The sequence below is a fragment of the Sphingomonas arabinosi genome, assembly GCF_036663715.1.
In the GTDB taxonomy this organism is placed as follows: domain Bacteria; phylum Pseudomonadota; class Alphaproteobacteria; order Sphingomonadales; family Sphingomonadaceae; genus Sphingomonas.
The window spans coordinates 219,894-244,918 of record NZ_JAXOJN010000002.1 but is presented as its reverse complement, the minus strand read 5'-3'; the positions used below and the strand labels follow the sequence as shown (position 1 = coordinate 244,918).

22 protein-coding genes are annotated in these 25,025 nt (G+C 67.3%); 16 read left to right on the top strand and 6 right to left on the bottom strand.

The window, feature by feature from the left end; genetic code table 11:
* Positions 1–3 precede the first annotated feature (3 nt).
* The 5 genes from cobN to cobJ are packed head-to-tail and all read left to right on the top strand — an operon-like array spanning position 4 to position 6,501.
* Positions 4–3,249: a cobaltochelatase subunit CobN gene (cobN, locus tag U1708_RS04080; RefSeq protein WP_332743009.1), complete on the top strand. Its 3,246-nt coding sequence runs from the start codon at positions 4–6 to the stop codon at positions 3,247–3,249.
* Positions 3,246–4,391 carry a precorrin-3B synthase gene (gene cobG, locus U1708_RS04075; RefSeq protein ID WP_332743007.1) on the top strand — a complete coding sequence of 382 codons (1,146 nt, stop codon included), beginning with the start codon at positions 3,246–3,248 and terminating at the stop codon, positions 4,389–4,391. The genes cobN and cobG overlap by 4 nt, the downstream gene beginning before the upstream one ends.
* Entirely contained in the window at positions 4,392–5,021 is a 630-nt protein-coding gene (locus tag U1708_RS04070; RefSeq protein ID WP_332743005.1) for a precorrin-8X methylmutase, read from the top strand. It begins immediately after the preceding gene.
* Positions 5,018–5,755, top strand: a complete 738-nt coding sequence (cobI, locus tag U1708_RS04065; RefSeq protein ID WP_332743003.1) for a precorrin-2 C(20)-methyltransferase — start codon at positions 5,018–5,020, stop codon at positions 5,753–5,755. Before U1708_RS04070 ends, cobI begins: the two co-directional genes overlap by 4 nt.
* Positions 5,752–6,501, top strand: coding sequence for a precorrin-3B C(17)-methyltransferase (gene cobJ, locus U1708_RS04060; protein ID WP_332743001.1), 750 nt, complete (start codon positions 5,752–5,754; stop codon positions 6,499–6,501). Before cobI ends, cobJ begins: the two co-directional genes overlap by 4 nt.
* On the opposite strand, the gene U1708_RS04055 is transcribed toward cobJ, so the two are convergent.
* Positions 6,477–7,226, bottom strand: a complete 750-nt coding sequence (locus tag U1708_RS04055; RefSeq protein WP_332742999.1) for a cobalt-precorrin-6A reductase — start codon at positions 7,224–7,226, stop codon at positions 6,477–6,479. The two genes, cobJ and U1708_RS04055, sit on opposite strands and share 25 nt — an antisense overlap.
* Between U1708_RS04055 and cbiE the strand changes: the two genes are divergently transcribed.
* From cbiE to cobF, 6 genes are read left to right on the top strand one after another with little or no spacing between them, the layout of a single operon-like run.
* A complete protein-coding gene (cbiE, locus tag U1708_RS04050) occupies positions 7,225–8,424 on the top strand; it encodes a precorrin-6y C5,15-methyltransferase (decarboxylating) subunit CbiE (RefSeq protein ID WP_443029933.1) in 1,200 nt (399 codons plus the stop codon). The genes U1708_RS04055 and cbiE overlap by 2 nt on opposite strands.
* The gene (locus tag U1708_RS04045) at positions 8,406–8,798 is read left to right on the top strand and encodes a cobalamin biosynthesis protein (protein ID WP_332742995.1); all 393 of its coding nucleotides are present in this window, start codon (positions 8,406–8,408) and stop codon (positions 8,796–8,798) included. Before cbiE ends, U1708_RS04045 begins: the two co-directional genes overlap by 19 nt.
* A complete protein-coding gene (cobM, locus tag U1708_RS04040; protein WP_332742993.1) occupies positions 8,795–9,580 on the top strand; it encodes a precorrin-4 C(11)-methyltransferase in 786 nt (261 codons plus the stop codon). The genes U1708_RS04045 and cobM overlap by 4 nt, the downstream gene beginning before the upstream one ends.
* Positions 9,577–10,884 (top strand): cobyrinic acid a,c-diamide synthase CobB, encoded by a 1,308-nt coding sequence (locus U1708_RS04035; RefSeq protein WP_332742991.1) that lies wholly within the window; start codon positions 9,577–9,579, stop codon positions 10,882–10,884. Before cobM ends, U1708_RS04035 begins: the two co-directional genes overlap by 4 nt.
* A complete protein-coding gene (cobA, locus tag U1708_RS04030) occupies positions 10,881–11,600 on the top strand; it encodes a uroporphyrinogen-III C-methyltransferase (protein WP_332742989.1) in 720 nt (239 codons plus the stop codon). Before U1708_RS04035 ends, cobA begins: the two co-directional genes overlap by 4 nt.
* Positions 11,597–12,364: a precorrin-6A synthase (deacetylating) gene (cobF, locus tag U1708_RS04025; protein WP_332742988.1), complete on the top strand. Its 768-nt coding sequence runs from the start codon at positions 11,597–11,599 to the stop codon at positions 12,362–12,364. Before cobA ends, cobF begins: the two co-directional genes overlap by 4 nt.
* Before the next feature lie 154 nt (positions 12,365–12,518).
* Here cobF and U1708_RS04020 read toward each other — a convergent pair whose 3' ends face one another.
* The 4 genes from U1708_RS04020 to U1708_RS04005 form a co-directional block, all read right to left on the bottom strand.
* Positions 12,519–12,788: a DUF1488 family protein gene (locus U1708_RS04020; protein ID WP_128452689.1), complete on the bottom strand. Its 270-nt coding sequence runs from the start codon at positions 12,786–12,788 to the stop codon at positions 12,519–12,521.
* 373 nt (positions 12,789–13,161) lie between these two features.
* On the bottom strand, positions 13,162–13,854 hold the full coding sequence (locus tag U1708_RS04015; protein WP_332742983.1) for a glutathione S-transferase: 693 nt from the start codon (positions 13,852–13,854) through the stop codon (positions 13,162–13,164).
* 225 nt (positions 13,855–14,079) lie between these two features.
* Positions 14,080–15,732, bottom strand: coding sequence for a Na+/H+ antiporter (locus U1708_RS04010; protein WP_332742981.1), 1,653 nt, complete (start codon positions 15,730–15,732; stop codon positions 14,080–14,082).
* Positions 15,733–16,134: 402 nt separating this feature from the next.
* Positions 16,135–17,424 carry an N-succinylarginine dihydrolase gene (locus tag U1708_RS04005; protein ID WP_332742979.1) on the bottom strand — a complete coding sequence of 430 codons (1,290 nt, stop codon included), beginning with the start codon at positions 17,422–17,424 and terminating at the stop codon, positions 16,135–16,137.
* A gap of 316 nt (positions 17,425–17,740) precedes the next feature.
* Between U1708_RS04005 and U1708_RS04000 the strand changes: the two genes are divergently transcribed.
* The gene (locus U1708_RS04000; protein WP_332742977.1) at positions 17,741–20,410 is read left to right on the top strand and encodes a M1 family metallopeptidase; all 2,670 of its coding nucleotides are present in this window, start codon (positions 17,741–17,743) and stop codon (positions 20,408–20,410) included.
* 78 nt (positions 20,411–20,488) lie between these two features.
* Here the strand turns inward: U1708_RS04000 and U1708_RS03995 are convergent, their stop codons facing one another.
* Positions 20,489–20,827 carry a hypothetical protein gene (locus U1708_RS03995; RefSeq protein ID WP_332743569.1) on the bottom strand — a complete coding sequence of 113 codons (339 nt, stop codon included), beginning with the start codon at positions 20,825–20,827 and terminating at the stop codon, positions 20,489–20,491.
* Between the two features lie 261 nt (positions 20,828–21,088).
* On the opposite strand from U1708_RS03995, the gene U1708_RS03990 reads away from it, so the two are divergent.
* The 4 genes from U1708_RS03990 to U1708_RS03975 are packed head-to-tail and all read left to right on the top strand — an operon-like array spanning position 21,089 to position 24,989.
* Complete coding sequence (locus U1708_RS03990) at positions 21,089–22,075, top strand: lytic murein transglycosylase (protein ID WP_332743567.1); 987 nt, start codon at positions 21,089–21,091, stop codon at positions 22,073–22,075.
* Positions 22,059–22,793, top strand: a complete 735-nt coding sequence (locus U1708_RS03985) for a septal ring lytic transglycosylase RlpA family protein (RefSeq protein WP_332742975.1) — start codon at positions 22,059–22,061, stop codon at positions 22,791–22,793. The genes U1708_RS03990 and U1708_RS03985 overlap by 17 nt, the downstream gene beginning before the upstream one ends.
* A gap of 26 nt (positions 22,794–22,819) precedes the next feature.
* Positions 22,820–23,983, top strand: a complete 1,164-nt coding sequence (locus tag U1708_RS03980; protein ID WP_332742973.1) for a D-alanyl-D-alanine carboxypeptidase family protein — start codon at positions 22,820–22,822, stop codon at positions 23,981–23,983.
* A 28-nt stretch (positions 23,984–24,011) separates the two neighbouring features.
* The gene (locus U1708_RS03975; protein WP_332742971.1) at positions 24,012–24,989 is read left to right on the top strand and encodes a DNA polymerase III delta subunit-related protein; all 978 of its coding nucleotides are present in this window, start codon (positions 24,012–24,014) and stop codon (positions 24,987–24,989) included.
* The last annotated feature ends 36 nt before the right edge of the window (positions 24,990–25,025 follow it).

Below are 25,025 nucleotides of genomic sequence, written 5' to 3'. Positions count from 1 at the left end.
ACAATGCACGTCGTCTTCCGCGAGACCCACGGGCTGGAGGAAAGCGCGGTCCCGCAGGATCTCGCCCAATCCCCTGCGGATCTCGTCGTCCTGTCCTTCTCCGACGGCGACCTCGGCGCATTCGCCGCGGGCTGGAGACGTGCGGACGCCGTCGGAAGCCGATTGCCGTCGCTACGCCTCGCGAACCTGACCGCGCTCCAGCACCCGCTCTCGGTCGACACCTATGTCGAGCAGACGCTGGCGGGCGCGAAGGGCATCCTGATCCGGCTGATCGGCGGCCGCTCGTACTGGAGCTACGGCCTGCAACAGGTCGAAAACCTCGCGCGGGAAAAGGGCATCGCGCTCGCCGTCCTTGCCGCAGACGGCCGCGTCGACACGCGCCTCGACGCCGCCTCGACGATCCCGCTGTCGACGCTCCGCCGCCTGGCTCATCTCTGCGACACCGGCGGCGCGGTTGCGGCGCAGGCGGCACTCGCGCAGTTCGCGCTGGCCGCCGGTTGCTATGCCGGCCCGGTCACCGGAGTCCGTGCGATCGCCGATGTAGGCGGCTGGCAACCGCACGATGGCGTGACGTGCCCGGCCGCGTTCGCGCTCAACGCGCACCGCCCCCGCGTGCTGGTCGTATTCTACCGCTCCTACCTGACCGCCGCAGACCTCCACCCGATCGAAGCGCTCCACGCCGAACTGACGGCGCGAGGCTTCGACGTCATCGGCCTCTTCGCGCCCTCGCTCAAGGCACCGGATGCGGCCGGCTGGATGGGCCACTGGGTCCGAGCTTTGAAGCCCGCCGCGATCGTCAACGCCACCGCCTTCTCCGCACGCGGCGCGAGTGACACGACCCCACTCGACGTCGCCGATGTCCCCGTCTTCCAGATCGCGCTGGCCACCTCCGACCGCGCCGCTTGGGCTGGCGCCACCCGGGGCCTGTCGCCCGCCGACCTCGCCATGCACGTCGTCCTTCCCGAAGTGGACGGCCGCCTCTTGGCCGGCGTCGCCAGCTTCAAGGCAGCCGCGGCGAGGGACGGCGACCTCGAATACACCCGCCGCGAACACCGCGCCGACCCCGCGCGCATCACCGCGATCGCCGCGCGGATCGAAGCCTGGACGAACCTCGCCAGCAAACCCGTCTCCGACCACCGCATCGCGATCGTCCTCTCGACCTACCCCGGCAAGACATACCAGATGGCGCACGCCGTCGGTCTCGACGCACTCGCCTCGACGCAGGCGATCCTCGCCGACCTCACCGAGGCCGGCTACGCGATCACGCCCGACGCAACCGATCTGGCGACCTCGCGCATTCACTGGCCGCTCGCGGAGTACCGCAAAGCCCTCGCGGACCTCCCGGAAGCTCTGCGAAAGAACCTTCGGGAAACCTGGGGCGATCCAACCGAAGACTTCGCTTTCACCGCGATCGACCGGGGCGGGGCACTCGTCGCCCTCCAGCCCGAACGCGGCCGAACCGAGCAACGCGCGGAGGAGTATCATGACCTCTCGCGCTGCCCCTGCCACGCCTATGTCGCCTTCTACTTCTGGCTCCGCACGCGCGGCACCGACGCGCTGGTCCATGTCGGCGCGCACGGCACGCTCGAATGGCTTCCCGGCAAGTCGGTCGCGCTGTCCGACGCCTGCTGGCCCGAAGCACTAACCGGCGCGATGCCCGTCATCTACCCGTTCATCGTCAACGACCCCGGCGAAGCGGCCCAGGCCAAACGCCGCATCGGCGCGGTCACTCTAGGCCACGTCCCGCCACCACTCGAACGCACCCGTACCGGCGCCGGCCTCGGCCGTCTCGAAGCGTTGCTCGACGAATTTTCCAACGCCGACGGCCTCGATCCTGCCCGCCGCGACCGCCTGCAACGCGACATCCGCGACGAAGCCACCGCCACCGGCCTCGCTGCCACACTCGGCCTCGACGACGCGCAATCGCAGGCTGACGCGATCACGCGCATCGACACGTTCGTCTGCGACGTGAAGGAGAGCCAGTACGGCGACGGCCTCCACATCTACGGCCGCGGCGAGCACGGTGCCGGCGAACGCGCCGGGCTTCTGTCCGCACTCCAGGGCAAACGCATCGCACCCGGCCCATCCGGCTCCCCGTGGCGAGGCCGCGCCGACGTCCTACCGACCGGCCGCAACCTCTACACCACCGATCCCCGCGCAGTCCCGTCGCGCGCCGCGCATACCCAAGGCGTGAAGCTCGCCGACGAACTCGTCCGCCGTCACCTACAGGACCACGGCGACTACCCCCGCAATCTCGTGGTCGACCTATGGGCCTCGGCAACGATGCGGACCGCCGGCGAGGAGTTCGCGATGGCGCTCCGCCTGCTCGGCGCGGAACCGGTGTGGGACATGCAGTCTGACCGCGTCACGGGCGTCGAGATCCTGCCGCTGGCGAACTTCGACCGTCCCCGCATCGACGTCACCTTGCGCATATCCGGCCTGTTCCGTGACGCCTTCCCGACGCTGTGCACGATGTTCGGCCAGACCGTCCGCGCGCTCGCCGCACGCGACGAACCGCCGGACTGGAACCCGTTCGTCGGCAAGGCGGTCGGCGCTCGCGTCTATGGGCCCGAACCAGGCCGCTACGGCCTGAGCATGGGCGACGCCGCCGAAACCTACACGCCGGAAGCGCGCCTCGCCGCGGGACAGGCGTGGCTGTCGGCGTCGAGCCACGCGTTCGACACAGATGGGGGAGGGCGCCAAGGCAACTTCGACCCCATCGGCATCCGCGACCGTGTCGCCGCCGCCGACGCCTTCGTCCACGTCCAGGATTTGCCCGAAACCGACCTGCTCCTCGCCGCAGACTATGCCGCGCACGAGGCCGGCTTCGCTGCCGCGCAATCGGTCGCCGGGGGTAACGCCACCCTCTACCACCTCGACGCGAGAGACCCGACCCAAGCCAAGGCCCGCCCGCTCAAGGAGGAAATCGCCCGCGTCGTCCACGCCCGCGCCGCGAACCCCGCCTGGGTCGACGGCATGATGCGCCACGGCTTCCGGGGCGGCGCGGAGATCGCCGCCACGCTCGATCATCTCGGCGCCTTCGCCCACCTCGCCAGCGCGGTTCGCCCCGAACTGATCGACCTCTATTACGACGCCACGCTCGGCCGCGACGATGTCCACGCTTTCCTCGCCGAAGCGAATCCTGGCGCGCTGGCGGCGATGCAGGCGCGCTTCACTGCGCTCCACGCCGCGGACCTGTGGCCGACCCGCCGCAACTCAATCCTCGCAGCGCTGGATCTGCCGGCATGACCGGGTTCGTCGTCAAGGGCTGGTGCCCCGACGCATGGCGCCCGATGATGGCCGGCGACGGCCTGCTCGTTCGCGTCCGCCCCCCGCTCGGTCGCCTGACCCGCGCGCAACTTCTGGGCCTTGCCGAAGCCACCACGCGGCACGGCAACGGCCAGATCGACGCAACCATCCGCGCCAACCTCCAGATCCGCGGCGTCCGCGAGGATAGCTGGCGCGCGCTGATCGACGCGCTTCTCGATCTCGGCCTGATCGACCGGGACCCGACCCGAGAGGCCCGCGCCAACATTCTCGTCGCACCCGACTGGCGCGCCGGCGACGACACCCACCGCATCGCCGAAGAGCTGCGCGCCCGACTGTCGGAGCTGCCGGATCTTCCCGGCAAGGTCGGCTTCGCGATCGACGCCGGCGCCGCGCCGACGCTGCAGGACGCCCCCGCCGACTTCCGCATCGAACGCGCCGCATCCGGTCAATTGATCCTCCGCTCAGACGGTCGCGAGCGCGGCACGCTGCTGTCGCCCGGCACCGAAGTCGACCACCTGATCGCGCTAGCCCGCTGGTTCGTGGACAGCAATGGCGCCGCGAGCGGTCGCATGGCACGACACCACGCGCCGCTCCCCGATTGGGCTGCCGGCATCACGTCCCCCGCGCCATCGGCGTACAGGCTCCAACCCGGCAGGCACCCTCTCGGCATCGCGCTCGGCCTGCCATTCGGTCGGGTCTCGGCGTCGGCACTGAGCCGCTTCCTCGAAGCCGAAACCGCCGTCGAGGCGATCCGCCTGACACCTTGGCACATCGCGATCTGCGAAACGGATGCCAAGCTCCGCGTGCAGCCGGACCCAGCCGACTTCATCACCGACCCATCCTCGCCGATCCTTCGCGCGGATGCCTGCGTCGGCGCACCGGCCTGTCCGCAAGCTACCGTCGAAACCCGCAGCCTCGCACACCGCCTAGCCCCCCACATCGCCGGCCGGCTCCACGTCTCCGGATGCGCCAAGGGATGCGCGCGCGCCGCTCCCGCCGACGTCACGCTGACCGGGCGAGACGGTCGCTACGACCTCGCCTACGACGCGCGCGCCGGCGCGCCACCTTCCCGTGCAGGCCTCGACGCCGCGCAGATCCTCGCCCAGTTCGGAGCCGCCTGAATGCCGTACGCCTATGAAACCGACGGCGCGGCGATCTACCGCCAGTCCTTCGCGATGATCCGCGCGGAGGCCGATCTCGCCCGGTTCTCGCCCGAAGAAGAGCCGGTCGCCGTCCGCATGATCCACGCAGCAGGGCTCGTCGGCCTCGCCCAGCACCTCCGCTTCTCGCCCAACTTCGCGGTCGAAGCCCGCCGTGCGCTGCAGGCCGGTGCGCCGATCCTGTGCGACGCCCGCATGGTCACCGAAGGCATCACCCGCGCCAGATTGCCCGCCGACAACCGCATCGTCTGCACGCTCCACGCGCCCGAAACGCCGGAGCTCGCCCGGACTATGGGCAACACGCGATCGGCCGCCGCACTCGAACTCTGGCGTCCGCATCTCGCCGGCGCCGTCGTCGCGATCGGCAATGCGCCCACCGCCTTGTTCCACCTGCTCAACATGCTCGAAGACCCCGCTTGTCCGCGCCCGGCGGCGATCATCGGCTGCCCCGTAGGCTTCGTCGGCGCGGTCGAATCGAAGGCGGCGCTCTGGACCGACCAACCCGTCCCCTGCGTCGTCGTCGAAGGCCGGATGGGCGGCAGCGCGATCACCGTCGCCGCGATCAACGCGCTGGCGAGCGGCACCGAATGACATCCTTGCGAACTGGCGGCACGATCCACGGCGTAGGCTTGGGGCCGGGCGCGCAGGACCTCATGAGCGTCCGCTCGGATCGCCTCGTCCGCGGCGCGCGCCACGTCGCGTATTTCCGCAAGGCCGGCCGCGCCGGTCAGGCTCGGAAGATCGTCGACGGCATGCTCCGCGCCGACGTGGTCGAATTCCCGATGGAATACCCCGTCACCACCGAAATCCCCGTCTCGGACCCGCGCTACAACGACTGCCTGTCGGCGTTCTACGAAACCTGCATCGATCACCTCGCGGCGCTAGCCAGCGCCGGCGAAGACGTCGTTGTGCTCTGCGAGGGCGACCCGTTCTTCTACGGCTCGTTCATGCACCTCTACACCCGCCTCCAGACGATCGCACCGGTGCGGGTCGTCCCCGGCATCACCGGCATGTCCGGCGCCTGGACCGCAAGCGGCGCACCGATCACCTGGGGCGATGACGTGCTGACGGTCCTGATGGGCACGCTCCCCGAGGAGGATCTGGTCCGCCGCATCCGCGACACCGACGCGCTGGTGGTGATGAAGATCGGCCGTCACCTCGCCAAGCTCCGCCGCGCCGTCGCCGCCGCCGGACGCGAGAGCGAGGCATGGCTGGTCGAATACGCCGCGATGGCCGATCAGCGCGTCACGCGGCTCTGTGACGCGGACGCCATCACGCCCTATTTCTCGATCCTGCTGATCCACGGGCAAGGACGCCGTCCATGACCGGCTGGCTCGCGATCGCGGGGCTCGGCCCGGGCGATCCAAACCTCGTGACGCCCGAAGTCACCGCCGCGCTCGCCGAAGCGACCGACGTCATCGGCTACATCCCCTATGTCGCGCGCGTCGCCCCCCGCGACGGCCTTACGCTCCACCCGACCGACAACCGCGTCGAACTCGACCGCGCCACGCACGCCCTCCAACTCGCGGCCAAAGGCCACCGCGTCGTGGTCGTATCGTCCGGCGACCCCGGCGTGTTCGCCATGGCCGCCGCGGTGTTCGAAGCGCTCGAAGCCGGCCCGCAGGAATGGCGCGATCTCGACATCCGCGTACTCCCCGGCATCACCGCGATGCTCGCCGCGAGCGCCCGCGCCGGCGCGCCGCTCGGCCATGATTTCTGCGCGATCAACCTGTCCGACAATCTCAAACCCTGGCCACTGATCGAACGCCGCGTGCGCCTCGCCGCCGAGGCCGACTTCGCGATCGCCTTCTACAACCCCCGATCGAAGGCGCGCCCCGACGCCCTGATCCGCGTCTTCGAGATCCTCCGCGAAACCTGCCGCGACGACCGCCCCGTCTTGTTCGCCCGCGCCGTCTCAACGCCCGAGGAAACCCTCCGTATCGTCCCGCTCACCGAAGCCCGCGCCGAGATGGCCGACATGCGGACGATGATCATCATCGGCTCCAGCCTGACCCGGATCATCGAGCGCCCGGCCGGCCCGATCCTCTACACGCCCCGGTCGGCACCATGATCGAGCCAGTGCAGCACGTCCTCCGCCGCATGCACCTCCAACCGAGCGGGCAGGGCCGGCCGATCGATCATGATCACGCGGAGCCCGAGCGCACGCGCCGCGCCCAGCTTCGCCTGCGCGCCCGTGCCGCCGGCGTTCTTGCAGACCACCAGCTCGATCCCGTGCGCCGCCATCAACCGTCGATCGCCGTCGACATCGAACGGCCCGCGATCGACCACCAGATGATGCCGAGGCAACCCGGGCGCCTGCTCGGGCGCATCGACGAACCGCAGCAGATACTTGTGCTGAGGCTGCCCCGCGAACGCATCGACATGCATCCGCCCGAGCGCCAGCATCACGCGCCGCGCGGGGCCAGCCAACGCCGCGACCCCACCCTCGATATCGGTCACGCGGGTCCAGCGATCACCCGGACCGGGCACCCAGGCGAGGCGCGTCAAGGCGATATGCGCTACCCCCGCACGCTCTGCTGCCACGACGGCGCTGGCGCTCATTCGCGCCGCGAACGGATGCGTCGCATCGACCATATGCGTCACGCCGTGCGCTCGCAGATACGCGACCAGCCCCTCGACACCGCCAAAGCCGCCCACCCGCACCGGGATCGGCTGCACCTTCGGGTTCGCCACGCGCCCAGCGTAGCTCAACACGGCCGCATCGCCTCGCTCGGCCAGCATCGCAGCCAGCGCGCTGGCCTCGGTCGTGCCGCCCAGCACCAGGATGTTCGACATGGCTGACACTCCCTGGCTGGCGATCATCGGGTTGGGCGAAGACGGCGCGGCCGGCCTGTCCGTAGCGGCAAAAACAGCACTCGCCGAGGCCGATCTGGTGACCGGCGCAGCCCGTCACCTCGCCCTCCTCCCGGACCTTAAGAGCGAGGTCATGCCCTGGCCAGTCCCGTTCGCCGCAGGCATTCCCTGCCTGCTGGAACACCGCGGCCGGCAAGTGGCGATGCTGGTGTCCGGCGATCCGTTCTGGTTCGGCGCAGGCACCTCCGTCACGCGCCACTTGGCACCGACCGAGTGGGTCGCTTACCCCGCGCCCTCCACGTTCAGCCTTGCCGCGGCGCGTCTCGGCTGGCCGCTCGAGGATACCGCCTGTATCGGTCTCCACGCCGCGCCCCTGTCACGCCTTCGCCAGCAAGTCGCACCAGACCGCCGCGCCCTCGTCCTGCTCCGCGACGGCGAGGCCGTGGCGAAACTCGCTTGCTATCTGGACGATATCGGCTTCGGCGCATCGCATCTTCACATCCTCGAGGCCCTTGGCGGCCCCCGCCAACGCATCCGCGAAGCGACCGCCGCCACGCTGGCGTTTGACGACATCGCGCATCCGGTCGCGATCGGCATCGCGTTTGCCGGCGACGGCACGGTGCTACCGCGCACCGCCGGCCTGCCCGACGCGTGGTTAGAGCATGATGGACAGATCACCAAGCGCCCGGTCCGCGCGCTGACGCTGTCCGCGCTCGCGCCGAAACCCGGCGAGACGCTGTGGGATATCGGCGCAGGCTCGGGCTCGATCGGGATCGAATGGCTGCTCTCCCATCTATCCGCCAACGCCATCGCATTCGAAGCCGACCCCGTCCGCGCCGACCGCATCCGCAACAACGCCGCGGCGCTCGGCGTCGACCGGCTGCAAGTCGTCGAAGGCCGCGCACCCGCTGCCCTTGCAGACCAGGCCATACCCGACGCCGTCTTCATCGGCGGGGGGCTTTCGGACGCGATGCTGGACGCACTCTGGAAAGCACTTCCACCCAGCACCCGCCTCGTCGCCAACGCCGTCACGCTGGAATCCGAAGCGCTCTTGGCCGGCTGGCACGCAGAGAAGGGCGGCACGCTCATGCGGATAGAACTGTCCGACGCCGCTCCGCTCGGCACACGCCGCGGCTGGCGAGCGAGCTATCCCGTCGTCCAGTGGAGCGTCGTGCTGTGATCGTCGCCGGCTTCGGATTTCGCACTGGCGTGAACGTCGCTGCACTACGTACTGCGCTCGCCGCGGCGCAGCACGGGTGCGCGCCCGTGAAGGCTCTGGCGGCACCCCTCGACAAGCTGGCGCTCGTTTCGGAACTGGCGGAGGCGCTGGGTCTACCCGTGATCGCCGTACCTCCCGACGTGTTGCGGGTGCCGATAACGCAAACGCAGTCGATCGCCAGCCTCGAAGCCCGACAAACGGGCAGCGTCGCCGAAGCCTCGGCCCTCGCGGCTGCCGGCCCCGGGGCGCAGCTTCTCGCCACCCGCCATATCTCGCCCGACCGGATGGCCACCTGCGCCATTGCTCGATCGGGCGTCGAAGGACCCGCTGCATGACCGTCCACTTCATCGGCGCAGGCCCCGGCGCGCCGGATCTGCTCACCCTACGCGGCCGCGACCGGATCGCCGGTTCGCCCGTCTGCCTCTATGCCGGCTCGCTGATCCCGACGGCGATGCTCGATCACTGTCCCCCCGGCGCGCGCATCGTCAACACCGCGCCGCTGTCGCTCGACCAGATCGTCGCCGAGATTCAGACCGCACACGACGCCGGGCAGGACGTCGCACGGCTCCATTCCGGCGACCTGTCGATCTGGTCGGCGATGGGCGAGCAACTGCGCCGCCTTCGCGACCGCGATATCCCGTTCACGATCACCCCCGGCGTCCCCGCCTTCGCCGCCGCCGCCGCCGCGCTGGAGGTCGAGTTGACGCTCCCCGAACTCGTGCAATCGGTGGTGCTGACGCGCACGCCCGGTCGCGCCAGTACGATGCCCGCTGCCGAGACCCTGACCGCGTTCGCGGCAACCGGCGCGACGCTCGCGATCCATCTCTCGGTCCACAATCTGGCGCAGGTCGTCGCGGACCTTACGCCGTCCTATGGCCCGGAATGCCCGGTGGCGATCGTCTGGCGCGCGAGCTGGCCAGACCAGCAGATCGAGCGCGCCACGCTCGCGACGATCGCGCAGGCTATCGAAGGCAAACCCGATCGCACCGCGCTGATCCTGGTCGGCAAAGCCCTCGCCGCGGAGAATTTCGTCGAAAGCAGCCTCTACGCAACCGGTTATGACCGCCGCTTCCGTCCCCAATCCGCAGACTCGAAGTTCGCCGGAGACCTCGCATGACCCCGGGCCTGCTCATCGCCGCGCCCGCCTCGGGCACCGGCAAGACCACCGTCATGCTCGGCCTCCTTCGCGCGCTTCGCGACGACGGCCTCGCGGTCCAGCCGTTCAAGAGCGGCCCCGACTATATCGACCCAGCCTTCCACCGCGCCGCCAGCGGCCGCGCGTCGTTCAACCTAGACAGCTGGTCGATGCCCGCCACGATGCTCGACACGCTCGTCGCCAATGCCGACGACGCGGACTTCGCGCTTGCGGAAGGTTCGATGGGGCTCTTCGACGGGGTCGCGAAGCCGGGCGCAACCGGCAACGGCGCCAGTGCCGACATCGCCCGCAGGATGGGCTGGCCGGTCGTGCTCGTGATCGACGTTTCGGGCCAGGCACAGTCCGCCGCCGCCACCGCGCTCGGCTTCAGCCGCTACGATCCCAGCGTCCCGATCGCCGGCGTCATTCTCAACCGCGTCGCCAGCCCCCGCCACGAACGTCTTGCGCGCAGCGGCATGGACGCAGTCGGCATCCGCGTGTTCGGATCGCTGCCAAGGCGCGGCGACCTGAAACTGCCGGAGCGCCACCTCGGTCTGGTGCAGGCCGCCGAGCACGGCGACCTCGACGCGCGCATCGACGAATATGCGACGTTCCTCCGCGCGCACGTCGACATTCCCGCACTCCGCGACGCGGCATCAGCCGACGCCCGGGCGGAAGGTGCACAAAGCTGGCTCCGGCCACCCGCCCAGCGCATCGCGCTCGCCCAGGACGCAGCCTTCTCGTTCACCTACGCGCACGTCCTCGAAGGCTGGCGGCGGGCGGGCGCCGAGATCATGCCGTTCTCGCCGCTCGCCGACGAAGCCCCGGCCGCGTACGCCAATCTGGTCTGGCTGCCCGGCGGCTATCCCGAACTCCACGCGGGCAAGCTTGCGGAAGCGCGCAACTTTTACGCAGCCCTCGGCGAACACGCACGCACGCGCCCGGTCCACGGCGAGTGCGGCGGCTATATGGCACTCGGCGAAGGGCTGATCGACGCCGATGGCACGCGTCACCGGATGGCAGGACTGCTCGGCCTCGTCACCAGCTACGCCCAGCGGAAGATGCACCTTGGCTACCGCAATGCGACGCTCCACGCGCCGATGGGCGGCTTCGCGGCGGGGGCGGCGCTCACCGGCCACGAGTTCCATTACTCGACGATCATCGACCAGCCGGATGCGCCGCTTGCGCACGTCACCGATGCCGAGGGCAATCCGGTTCTCGAAACCGGCTCGCATCGCGGCCACGTCACCGGTAGCTTCTTCCACATGATCGCGAGCCCATCATGACCGGTTTCGTCTCGTTCGTCGGCTCGGGCCCCGGCGATCCCGAACTGCTGACGCTGAAAGCCGTCGCGCGGTTGCAATCCGCCGACGCCGTGCTGTTCGACGACCTGTCCTCCGCGGTCCTGGGCCACGCGCGACCGGGCGCGGACCTCGTCGCGGTCGGCAAGCGCGCCGGTCGCCCGTCCCCGACCCAGGCGCACGTCTCGCAATTGCTGGTCGAGTACGCCCGCACCGGCATCCGGGTGGTCCGCCTCAAGTCCGGTGACGCGGGGATGTTCGGGCGCCTCGAGGAAGAGATCGTCGCGTTGAGGGCTGCCGGCATCCCGTTCGAGATCATCCCCGGCATCAGCGCCGCCAGCGCCGCCGCCGCCGCCGCGCAGATCCCGCTCACCCGCCGGCTCAGCGCCCGCCGCGTTCAGTTCGTCACCGGCCACGACGTCACCGGCGACCTGCCCGAACAGCGCAACATGGCCGCACTGGCCGATCCCGAGGCGACGACGGTGGTCTTCATGCCCAAGCGCACCTTCCCGGCGCTGGCCGCCTCGCTGATCGAGCACGGCCTGTCCCCGGACACGCCCGCGCTGATCGCCGAGAATATCGGCCACCCCGACCAGTCCCTGACCCGCTCGACGATCGCAGACTTGGCCGAGCAGTTGCAGGCAGGCTTTTCCAGCAAGCCCGCGCTGATCCTCTACGGTCCGCTCATGGACGCCGGATGATCGATCTCCATCTGATCGGCATCGGCACCGGCAACCCCGATCACCTCACGCGCGCAGCGATCACCGCGATGAACGCCGCCGACCTGATCCTTCTCCCCCGCAAGGGCGATGCGAAGTCCGACCTGATCGACCTGCGCCGCACGATCTGCGCCGACGTCCTGACCGCGTCGACCCGCGTTGTCGAATTCGACCTCCCCATCCGCGACGCTCGCGCGCCGTATCTCGAAGCCGTCGAGGATTGGCACGACGCAATCGCCGCAGCCTGGGCCACCCAGATCGCAACGCATCTACCCGACGGCGGGCGCCTGGCACTACTCGTCTGGGGCGATCCGTCGCTGTACGACAGCACGCTGCGGATCGCGGACCGGCTGCGCGCCGACGGGATCGCGCTGCGGGTTCATGTCGAGCCCGGCATCACCAGCCTGCAAGTGCTGACCGCGGCACATGCGATACCCCTGAATACGCTGGGTGCGCCGGTCCTGATCACCACCGGGCGCCGCCTGAGGGAAGGGGGGTGGCCAGCCGGCACCGACACCGTCGCGGTGATGCTAGATGGAGGCGGCGCGTTCGAAGCCCTGGTTCCGGAAGGTATCGACATCTGGTGGGGCGCCTATCTCGGCATGCCGCATCAAGCGCTGCTGGCCGGTCCGCTCGACCGCATCGGGCCGCAGATCACACAGACGCGCGCTGCGCTGCGCGAGCGGCACGGTTGGATCATGGACATCTACGTGTTGCGCCGACGCCCCATGGCGAGAGCTACCTAAGCGCAACACTATCGCGCAGGGGCGACCGGGCAATCACAGGGGAAACCTGAACCTCTGCAGGTCGGACCACCTGCCGTTCCGACATCCAGTACGTAGGGGGAGCGACGGATGGCAAAGGCCGCTCCGTCGCTCCCCCTGTGCTGCTTACTCCAGTCTATTCCAGATCGTCTTCGTCGACGACGATCGTCGTCGCGTTCGGCTTGCGCTCGATCGCTGCGAGGCAGGCGTCGACGATATCGTCGTTGAAGCGATTGAACAGCTCGATGCCGTCGTCCTCGGGCTCGTCCCCGCTGAGTTCCTTCAGGACCGCGTACTTGACCGCGAACTCATACTCGTCGCCGTCGAACTCGCCGGAAAATTCGATTTGCTTCTGGATGTCGTTGTCGACGACGCTCGCCTGATCGATTTCAAGGGTATTTGCCATGTTCGAACTCCTGGGGTTTGGCCGCCTACTGCCTGCGCATGCGCGGCAGCGCAAGCGCTCAACCCAGTGGTTTGCATGCAGATCGTAACCAGGGCTGGGGTGGAACAATAATAGGGGCAGCACTCCTGCCATTGGGATCGTCAATGTCGCGTCCTACCGTTGCAGCCAATTACGACATTTTCGACGCGCCGCCGTCGCGACTTCCACAAATGTTAGTGCTGCTGTTCTGCTTCGCGCTGTCGGGCCGCATCGCGCGCGTTTACCGCTGTTGGAAGGGCATATCGTCCGCACCGCTATGGTTAGGCCGAACGTGACCAACATCACCTATGTGCGCGCCGCTTCGAGGCTGAACATGGCTTAGCTAGCGGGACGTTCAGCCACTTTCCGGTCGCTGACCGGGAGGCGTTCTGGTTGGCAGTTTCGGGTTTGCCGGGGCGTCCGTCGTCGGGAACAACATCCGAGGGTCTCCCGGTTGCCAAGGCGCCGGGCGTATCATGACCTGAGCGAACAGCGTCGATCCGAGATGCATGGCTAACCACAGGTGGAGCCGCTCGAACGGCAGGCCGTCGAAATAAGATCGATCGGTCTGCGCGAACTGGCGGACGAACGGCATGATCGCGAGATCGGTCATCGACTGCGGGCTGCTGCCGAGACTGTCAGTAGCGTTTAGCCTGTCGTCCAGGTCGCGGAGCAAGCCCGTCGCGGCGTCACGGTGTTCGATCGGATCGACGTCGTAGCGGTCAGCATATTTGTAGCGATCGAGATGGTGTTTGAAGGCGCCGTCGTTCGTCGCGATCAACGCGGCGTCGCTACCGGTCGGCCACGCGGCATCGCGTGTGTTCGCACTAGCCCAACGCATGATGTCGAGGCTCTCGTCGATCACCGCCCCGTCCGGCAGTACGAGCACCGGCACGGTTCCCTTGGGCGATGCGTCGAGCATTACCGCCGGCTTGTCCCGCAAGACGATCTCACGCAGCTCGACACGACGGTCGTTGGCCGCGATCGCGAGACGCGCGCGGATTGCAAAAGGGCAGCGTCGGAAGCTGTATAGGATCGGGGTCGTCATAGGGGCGTACCACTAACTCGATCATTTAGGCTCACCGCCAAGCCGCGGCATCCTCGGTGCCTGCCTGGCAACGAGCGTTTTGTACGGATGGGGACGATACGCGCGTTCATTACAAATTCACCTTTGGACGGCAAAGCGCAGGCAGAGGCATCGCCTAGTAACGCGTACCTTCAGCGCCCCGTCGGTTTCAGTCACACGGACGGGCGGGGCGCTATATCGCTCCGATCAGGCAAGGCCTTGCCGCGACAATCGTGCATCGATCAGATCGAGTTCGCGCCCCAATTGCTCCGCCAGTTCGACACCGATCTCCCGGCGGCGTGCCAGGTCGAAGATTGCGTTGCGCTCCGCGCGCACCGCCGCAAGCCGCATGTCGCGTTCGATCTTGACGTCGCCCTGCCGCGCGCGGTCCTCCGGCAGCGAGGAGAGGCTGTCGATCCGTTCGCGGTACTGGTCCATCAAGCGCGCGGCGACGTCGGTGAAACGGTCGGGGTCGTCGCGCCCTTCAGCCATCCGGTGCTGGACGCGGTCGAGTTCGGCGATCGCCGCGTTGGCGGCAACCAGTCGAGCCTGATCGCGCGCGGCACCGATTCCGGTTTCGGGGGGGAGGCTGAGGCCACGCAGCAGCAACGGCAGCGCGACGGCCGCGATGACCAGGGACGACAGGATCACGCCCGACGCCAGAAAAATGACGAGATCGCGCGCCGGGAACGGCGTACCGTCGGCGAGGCTCAGCGGAAGCGTCAACGCGCCTGCCAGCGTGATCGCACCACGCGCGCCTGCGCACGACATCGCCGCGATGATGCGCCGCGGCGGGCTTTCGCCGGCAACCGTGTCGTTGCGCCGCCGTGCACGCAGCAGCGTGAACTGGAGTGAAACCCAGACCCAGCCATAGCGCAGTATCGCAAGCCCGGCGACGACCGCGACGACATAGACCGCCAGCCACCACGGACTTACGTGTCCGGTCGAGGTCACGGTATCGCGCGCGCGAACGAACACCTCGGGCAGTTGCTCGCCGAGCAGCACGAAGATCACGCCGTTCAACGTAAATTGCAGCATGTCCCACACCGCGCGCCTGCGGATGCGCGTTCCGGCGGCGACCGCGGTGGTCGCGTCGGTGAAGGTCATCGCGATGCCCGCGGCGGCGGCGGCGAGAACGCCGGACGCGTGGACGTGTTCGGCTAGCAGATAGGCGGCGAACGGAATCAACAGGCTGACGAGGATGTTCGAGCCGGCCTCGTCGCCGAACCGACGTGCGAAGGCACTCTTCGTAGCGACGATACCGAGCGCCACGCCAACGCCGATCGCAACGCCGGCGATCGCCATCCACGCGAACGTCGCTGCGGCATCGGCAAACGAGAAGGTACCGGTCAGCACCGCGGCGATCGCGAACCGCACGCAGACTAGGCCAGACGCGTCGTTCAGCAGCGCCTCGCCTTCGAGGATATGCATCATCCGCTTCGGAATCGGCGCGTTCTGCGCGACCGCGGAGACGGCGATAGGATCGGTCGGCGACACCACAGCGGCCAGTGCAAACGCGACTCCGAGCGGCATGGCAGGGATCAACCAGTGGACAAACAAGCCCATGCCGAGGACCGTGAGGAAGACGAGGCCCAATGCGAGCCCCAACACCGCGCCGCGATCACGGAAGAGCTCGTCCTTCGGAATCCGCCAGCCATCGAGGAACAGCAGCGGCGGGACGAGCAGCAGGAAAAAGAGTTCGGGATCGAGTTCTACACGAACGTGCGCGACCATGCCGATCAGCGCACCGAGCGCGATTTGTACGAGCGGCCGAGGCAGCGCCGAGGGCAGCATGCGCGAGGCGATGCCGCTGACCACAACGGCGAGCAACAGGAACAGGCACAAGGTCACAATCTGCAAACCGGACTCCCCAAAGTATAAAAGGCGCGGCGAGCACGCGGGCGCACGATCGGCTGGACCGGCGATCTATTCAGGGAGCGATAGCGGAAAACCGACGATCTCGAAAGCACGTACTGGCTTCGGGGGCGGCTTGGTGTCGTCTCGACCGCCTCACGCTCTTCGAGCGTGCCCTCGGGTGTAGACACGTCGACGATCAAACGCAGTGGCGGTGATGGGATCGCGTAGCGTGACGTCGCGTGCAAGCCCTCGCGCTACCGATATCATCCATGAACGTGTTGGTGGTAGTTCCGAGGCACCTGCGAATTCAGGACTGGAAAGTGCTGCCGACAAGCGATGATCGTTGAATCAAACCAAAATCACGCAGCACTCAACCCCGCACAGGATCGGAAGCTTACCGCTTCCTCAGATTTCATCCCGACTGAACCCGAGCGCCGCGGTCAACTCTGCGCGTGCGCGCGTGCATTGCTCCCAGAGATGGGGGTCACCGAGGTCGTCGGGCGCGATCTCCTCGGGCCACTCGGCCGCGATAACCGTTTCGATGCGGTCGCATATGGCCTCGTCGAGCAGGAAGCGACGGTCGATCGCGGCGAATGCGTCGGCGTCGACCTGTACGCGAAGCCTGAGGCACGCAGGACCGCCGCCGTTCCGCATGGACTCCCGGACATCAACGAGCTCCAGCCGCGTGATCGGGCCTCCGGTCGTGATCAGTTCCGATAGCCAATCCCAGACATCGACATTGTCTCGTGCTTCCGCAGGCAGCACGAGGGTCATTCCGCCGTCCGGCATCGTGACGAGTTGGGAATTGAACAGATAAGTCCGTATCGCGGTATCCAGGCTCACGCGCGCAGCGGGGACTTCGATGATCGCTGCCCCGGGGATCAACGCCACGAGCTTCGCGTACAAATCGCCGGGCGCTGCAAATGCCTGCGCATGTGTAAACAGCACGTGACCGTTCGCGACCGCCACCACATCGTTGTGAAACGCTCCAGCCGCAATTGCCGCCTCGCTCTGCCGCACCATCAACGTGCGAAGCGGGTCCAGGCCATGGCGTCGTGCGACCGCCTCGCTGGCGTTCCGGTGCTGACGCGACGGGAAGCCGCCCGCCTGACCTTCGCCGTAAACGAAGATTTCAACCGCGGCGCCGTGGTCAGGGGGCACGATCCGCATGAAGTTCGCAGCACCTTCGTCCCCGAATGGGGAGGGCAGGGCGGCATGGACACGGAAGTAGCGTGGGTCGGCGAAGGCGAGACGCAGTTGGCGTTCGGTCTGGGCGACCTCGCTGGCCCGATGCGGCATCGTCGACAGGTTTGCGACCGAGATATGGCATACACCATCGCGCGTGTCGCAAGCAGGCGAAACGGTGCCAGCGTTCGCCGTCCACATCGCCGACGCCGACATCGCATTGGCGACGAGTGCCCGGTCGGCACGCCATGCCGAAGCAAGCACCTCGCTATCGCTTCCATCGAAGCCCAGCGTTCGCAGCCACCCGACGTTGGGTCGACGATGCGGCAGAAAGATACCCTGTGGAAGACGCATCGCCATCATTCGCCGCATCTTGGTGATGCCTTGAAGGGCGGCAAGCCGAGGAGCGGACACGGCGCCCGCATTGGCGGATGATGCGCGATTGCCGAGTGAAAGACCTGCATAATTATGTGTGGGGCCGACGATCCCGTCGAAATTGACCTCGATCATGCGATACTCCTGCCAACGCCGAATTGTTAGCCCATAGCTGAGGCGAACTCGGCGCGAAGTTAATTGCCGGGCGATCTCATGACATAAAGCTCGTTTCCTGTTTTACCATCCGTCCGATCATAAGGGAGGGGATCCGGAACGTGCCCAAAATTCTGGCGCAGGATTCTTAGATTGCGTACCATTTCTTCGCGGTAGCTGTTTGCTCAGTCACGCGCTCGCGGCCGTTCTCTCGCCTCATGACGCCGCTACCGATCTCAACGCTTGCCGAGGGAAGAGTGCTGAGTTACGCTCGTACTACACTATAGCGGGAATCCTGATGCGCGCGCCATATTTTGCCGGCTTTACCGCTCTGCTACTTGCCACGACAGCCGGGGCGCAGTCGGCACCTAAAGCCGAGGTGCCGATCAAGACAGCGGTGACGACCGATGCGAAAGCGCCCAAGGGCAGGCTTTCCGATGCCGCGATACCCAAGGCTTATCGCCTCGACTTCACGATCCTGCCGGAGAAGGACAGTTTTTCCGGGCGTAACGAGATCGACGTCACCCTGAAGGCGCCGACGAAATCGCTCTACATGCACGGTCGCGACCTCAAGATCACCAAGGCAGTCGCGATGATCGGCGGGAAGGCGACGTCCGCGGTCTTCACGCAGGTCGACCAGACCGGCACCGCGCGGCTGGACTTCGCGCAGATGCTTCCCGCCGGCCCGGCAACGCTGGCGTTCGAGTATACCGGCGGCTTGGGCGACAGCGCTTCGGGGCTGTTTCACGTCAAGGTCGGCGACGCCTGGTACAGCTGGACCCAGTTCGAAAGCATCGACGCGCGGGCCGCTTTCCCAAGCTTCGACGAGCCTGGCTTCAAAACGCCGTTCACCGTTTCGCTCACGACGCATCCGGGCTTCGTCGCCGTCAGCAACGCGCCACAGGTTGCGGTCACCAAGGTTACGGGAGGGCTGGAGAAGCACCAGTTCGCCCCGACCAAGCCGCTCCCGACCTACCTAGTCGCGTTCGATACCGGGCCGTTCGTCCACCAGACCGGCATGATCCCGCCAACGCCACAACGCCCCGCGCCGATGCCCTATGGCGCGCTCGCCACCACGGCGCAGAAGGACAAGATGGGCTATGTGATGGCCGAGACGCCGCGCATCGTGTCGTTGCTCGAAAACTATTTCGGCGAGCCGTTTCCCTTTCCCAAGCTGGACCAGATCGGCACGCCGATCATGGCCGGTGCGATGGAGAATGCGGGCGCCGATACGTACGGCGACGGCATCATCTTCCTGGCGCCGGGCGCGACGACCCGCGACAAGCAGGCGTTCGGGATGATCGTCGCGCACGAACTGTCGCATCAGTGGTTCGGCGATCTCGTCACCCCGGCGTGGTGGGACGACATCTGGCTGAACGAGAGCTTCGCCAACTGGATGGGCTATCGGATCGGCAACGAGTGGCGCCCGGAACTCAAGATCGGCGTCGGCGCGCTGGCCGAGGGCTTCGGCACGATGAATACCGATGCGCTGGAGGTCGGCCGCCCGATCCACCAGCCGATCGCCGAGAACGGACAGATCGACTCCGCATTCGACAACATCACCTATGGCAAGGGTGGACAGGTCGTGGCGATGATCGCCGCCTATCTCGGCGACGAGAAGTTCAAGGCTGGCGTACGGCTTCACCTCAAGCGTCACGCCTACGGCAATGCGACGTCGGAGCAGTTCTTCGAATCGATCTCCGATGCGGCAAAGGATCCGCGCGTACTTGCCGCGCTGAAGTCGTTCGTCGATCAGCAGGGTGTCCCGGTCGTCGACGTTCGCCGACAGGGCAATGGTATCGTCGCGACGCAGTCACGCTACGCCTTCCTGGGTTCGGCTCCGCCACCGCTCAGCTGGACGATCCCGTTCTGCGTGCGGGTCGGTGCAGCGAAGCAGTGCTCTCTGCTCGACAAGCCAGCGACGTCTCTTGCCGCGCCGGTTTCCGGCGTGATCATGCCCAATGTCGATGGCGCAGGCTATTATCGCTTCAATCTTGCGGCGGCGGACTGGCAGTCGCTGATCGCAGTCTCAGGGACGTTGTCGCCCGGCGAGGCACTGGCCACCACCGACAGCCTGTGGGCAGCCTTCCGCGCGGGCAAGGCCCCGGCGGCGTGGCTGTTCGCGGAAGCGCGTGCGGTCGCGGCGAACACTGATGCGACCGCCAGCATCGACGGCGGACGGCGGATCACGGGGTTGCGCGCTCGCGGCCTCATCCCCGCGGCTTCGCTGCCCGGGTACCGGGCGGTACTGGCGTCGATCTACACGCCACGGCTCGCCGCGCTCGGGTTCGACCCCGCTGCCGGTGCCTATGCGAAGGACGATCCCGATCGGCAGAGCCTGCGCCACGACCTCGTCGAGCTGGTCTCGGACGAGGCTGGCGACGCTGCTGTCCGCAACACGCTCAAGACCGCTGGCGAAAAATACCTCGCCGGCAACACGGCTGCGCTGGATACCGGTTTCCTCGGCAGCGCGCTGACCGTAGTGGCACAGGAGGGCGGCTTGCCGGTGGTCAAGTCGCTGATCGACAAGGCGCTGGCGAGCGAGGACCCGACCTTCCGGCAGACGGCGATCGGCGCGGCGGCATCCAGCGGGCATGCGGATGCGGCGGCGTATCTGCTCGGACTCGATGACAAGCGGACGCGGAGCTACGACAGGATCGGCCTGATCTTTGGCGTAGTCGGCAATCCCGACACCCGTGATCTCGGTACCGACTGGATCCTGGCCAATTACGACAGGCTTCTGGCTGGCGGTAACGGCATCTTCCTCACCAGCCGTCTTCCTCAAGCCCTCGCCACGCAGTGCGGTGCCGATCGCGCCGATCGGATCGATGCGAAGGTGGGCGCGCTGATCCGCAAGGCCGATGTCGGCGTTCTGGGGTATGAGCGCACGCTGGAGAGCATTCGGCATTGTGGCGTTCTGCGGCAGGCCAAGTCCGCGGAAATCGCGGCTGCGCTCGCGGTCAAATAAGCCGGCGGACTCCGCGGCGTGTCGGGTCGACGATACACGCCGCGGAGTGCGCTCCGACTATCAAGACAGTGGCAAATCTTACCGCTGTTTTTTCGTGACGCTTGCGGTGAAGTCCGGCTCCTTGTTCGCGACCCAGTCGACGAATTTACGCACGGCGGGGTTCGCCAGCAAACCCTCCACGTCCATGCCATGACGCTGCAATTCCGAATTGGTAAAGTTGGCCGTCAAGTTCTGCTGGCAGATCGGGTGCATCGGTACGACGTCCCGCCCGCCGCGGCTTTTTGGAACGGGGTGATGCCAGACGACGATCTTCCCGGTGGGCCGACCGCAGAGCCAGCACGCTAGGGTTTCCGCCGGAGCCTCGTCTTCGCTCGGTACGTCGTCGCTGAAACCGTGTTTGGAATGCTTTCGCGCCATATGGCTGCCGGGCCCCTGCTGTGCCGCCTCACGCGGCGTGATTGATCGTAGCTCTTTGCCGAAATCGTCGAAGTAAGCGACCGGGTAGTTCGCTAGCCGGAAGTCGCGAATGCCCATCCTACACCGTTCGCGCGTCTGTGCGTGCCAACTGTGCGACGACGCGAGGTTCCGGTTGGTCGGCGTCTGTGGCACATCCTCGCCATGGGTGGGGCATCACGAGCAGCAGTTTGGCTGCGTAACGGCGTATTCGGCACGATCGCCATGCTGTGCGGTAGCGCACCAGCGGCGGCGCAGGACGACGCAGGGTTTCAATCGTACATGAGCGTGCTGCGTCAGCAGGCGCTCGCGGAAGGCGTCAGTGCGCGCACTGCGAACGCGGTCTTCCCGACGCTCACTCTCAACACGCGGGTGATCGAGCTTGATCGCGCGCAACCGGGTTCGACCAACCCGAGCGCGATCCCGGCTTTCGCGCCCTACAAGGCACAGCATGTCGATACGGCGCGGATAGCGCGTGGCCGGCAGACCTATCTGGCGCAGCGCTCCAGGCTGCAGCGGATCGAGCGAGAGACCGGCGTTCCGGAATCGATCATGGTCGCGATCTGGGGGCATGAGACGAATTACGGGAGCTATACCGGCAATTTCGACCTCCTCCGCTCGCTCGCCAGCCTCGCCTATGAAGGGCGCCGCCGATCGCTGTTCGCAGGCGAGTTCATCGCCGGCCTGAAAATGCTTGATCGCGGCGTCACGCGCGACCAATTGAAGGGCAGCTGGGCAGGGGCGACCGGCAATCCCCAATTCCTGCCGTCGATCTATCTTCGCCTGGCGCGCGACGGCGACGGCGACGGCCGCGCCGATATCTGGAACAGCCCGGCCGATACGCTCGCTTCGATCGGCAATTACTTCACCGACGCCGGCTGGCGCGCAGGTCAGCCTTGGGGCGTTGCTGTCAACGTGCCGGCTCGCCTCGACCGGTCGCAGGTCCGCAACCGGCTGGTGTCACCGCGCTGCCCTCGCGTGTTCGAGCGGCATAGCGGCTGGCGGACGATCGCCGAGTGGCGCGCGCTCGGCGTCACACCGCAGGGCCGAAGCTTGCCCGCCGATAGCGTGATGGCGACGTTGCTCGAACCGGACGGGCAGGGCGCCACCGCTTATCTGCTCACCAGCAACTATCGCGTGATCCTCGATTACAACTGCTCCAACTTCTACGCGCTCTCGGTCGGGTTGCTGGCCGATGCGGTCGAGCGCTAGGACCATCGCCCTGGCGTTCGCGCTGGCGGCCTGCAGCAATTCGCGCGAAAGCGTCGGCGCGGTATTCCCGGCCGGTGGCAGCCTTTACGGCAGCTACAAGGATACCGGGCTAGCCAGTTGGTATGGCGAGGAATTGTCCGGAGGCCGTACGGCGTCGGGCGAAGCGTTCGATCCCGGCGCGATGACCGCCGCGCATCGCACCTTACCGCTAGGGTCGTTCGTCGAAGTGACGTCGGTCGAGACCGGCCGGTCGATTCTGGTCCGGATCAACGACCGCGGGCCCGGCCGGCGGGACCGGATGATCGATCTCTCGCGTGCCGCGGCGCATCTGTTAGGCACCGATCGTCAGCAGATCGCAACCGTCCGTATCCGCTCGATCGTGCCGAGTGCCCGCGACGCCTCGCTGCTGCGCGCCGGGAAGGCCGTCGGGGTCCGGACCCCGACCTATACGCAAGCCTATAGCATCGACACGGCGCCGACGCACGAACCCGTTCCAGCCTTCGCGCCCGGACGGCGCTACGTGCTCCAGGTCGCAACCTTCTCGAACGAGGGGCGCGCCGAGGCGCTGGCGAAGCGCCTCAATGTCAAGATCGTCAAGGGCGGTGGCCTGTACCGCGTTCGCATCGGCCCGTTCAAAGATGCCGCCAGCCTGCAACGCGCGCGTGACGCGGTCGCCGAGCGCGGCTATGACGATGCACAGGTCCTGCCTACGGATTGAGTTCCCTTTTGCTCACGGAATACCCCATGAAGAAGCTGATCGTCGCCCCGCTCGTCGCCATCGCGCTGGCGCACCCGTCCATCGCTGCCGCGCCGCAATTCCAGACTGCTGCGCCGATCGCCTATATGGAGGATCTCTCGTCGGGCGCGGTGCTGTTCGCGCGCGACGCGGACCGCCGCATGCCGCCGGCATCGCTCGCAAAGATGATGACGGTCTATGTCGCGTTCGACATGGTCAAGAAGGGCGAGTTGAAGCTCGACCAGATGATGACAGTGCGGCCCGAGACCTGGGCGAAATGGCACGGGCCGGCAGCAGGTTCGACGATGTTTCTGTCATCGGGTGAGAACGTCAGCGTCGCCAACCTCCTGTACGGGATCGTCACGCTGTCGGGCAACGACGCGTGCATCGTGCTCGCCGAGGGCATTTCCGGGTCCGAGCAGGCGTTCACCGAGCGGATGAACCGCAAGGCCGCCGAACTCGGCCTCAAGGACAGCCATTTCGGTACCGCGAACGGCTGGCCCGACAACGGCGTCACCTATGTCACCGCGCATGATCTGGCCAAGCTCGCCGCGGCGACGATCACCAACTATCCCGATCTCTACAAGCAATTCTATTCGAAGCGCGATTTCACCTGGGGCAAGACGATGGGCGGCAGCGCCATTACCCAGGCGAACCGCGACCCCATCCTCGGCCGCGTCGCCGGCGCAGATGGTCTGAAGACCGGGCATACCGAGGAGGCCGGCTATGGCTTCACCGGATCCGCCGTGCAGAATGGCCGCCGCCTGGTGATGGTCGTCGCCGGCCTGACCAGCTCGGGCCAGCGCGCCGAGGAATCGGTACGCTTCATGGAATGGGGCTTTCGCGCGTGGCAGTCCAAGCCGATAGTGGCGAAGGGCAAGAAGGTCGAAACCGCCTCGGTCCAGCTCGGCGATTCGTCCTCGGTCGGGCTGGTAGCGCCCAAGGCTCTGACCGTGACACTGCCCGCGGGCACCTCGCCCAATCTGACCGCGAAGGTCGTGTATGACGGCCCGATCAAGGCGCCGATCAAGGCCGGCCAGCATATCGCCGATCTCGTCGTGACGACATCCGACGGGCTCCAGCAGACCATGCCGCTGGTCGCCGAGAAGGACGTCGCCGAGGCCGGCTTCTTCGGTCGCGCATGGGCAGGGCTGACCGGCTTCTTCGGCTGATGATTTCGGCGCCGACGGCGTTGCAGGCATGATGCCGATCATCGGCAACACCGCCGCGCAGGCCGCCTTTATAGCGGCGATGCGCGGCGGTTCGTTGCATCACGCGTGGCTGATCGCCGGGCCGCAGGGCGTCGGCAAGGCAAGCTTCGCACGCGCTGCCGCAATGCGGATGCTGGCGGATGCGGCCGACCCGGATAGCGGGTCGACCGGGCTGGAGGTCCCCGAGGGGAACAGGACGCGGTCGCTGATGGAGGCGGGGTCGCATCCCGATTTTCGCGTGCTCGCACGGTTGCCGAAGGATCCCGACAAGCCCGACCAGGATCTCGCGCGCAGCATCACGATCGCGCAGGTGCGGACGCTGCAACCGCTCTTTGCGACCACGCCGTCGATGAGCCCGCGGCGCGTCGTGGTGATCGACGCGATCGACGATCTGGAGCGGGGCGGGGCGAATGCGCTGCTCAAGAACCTCGAGGAACCGCCGGCTGGGACGATCTTCCTGCTCGTCAGCCATGCGCCGGGCCGGTTGCTGCCGACGATCCGGTCGCGGTGTCGGTTGTTGCGGTTCGAGGCACTCTCGGACGACGAGGTCGCGACCGCGATCCGGACGTTGCAGCCTGATGCCGACGAGGGCGAGGTCGCGGCGCTGGTGCGGGCAAGCGGCGGGGCGCCCGGCCGCGCGCTGCGCTATGCCGGGCTCGACATCGCGGCGATCGACGATGCTATCGCCGCGATTGCGCAGGACGGCGACCGGGATAACGGACGCCGGTTGAAGCTCGCCAAGGCGCTCGGGCTCAAGGCCGCGCAACCGCGCTACGAAGCGTTCCTCGACCGCGCGCCTGCGTTTATTGCCGACGCCGCACGGATCCGTTCGGGGTCGGCGCTGCGATCCGCGCTCGATGCGCACGCTGCGGCACGCGAGCTCGCGGGTGCGGCGATCGGCCTGTCGCTCGATGCGCAGGCCACGGTGTTCGAGATGGCGGGGATCGTCGCGACATTACGCCGTTGATCGGCCCGCACAGGCTTCACCTGATCGGGGTGATGC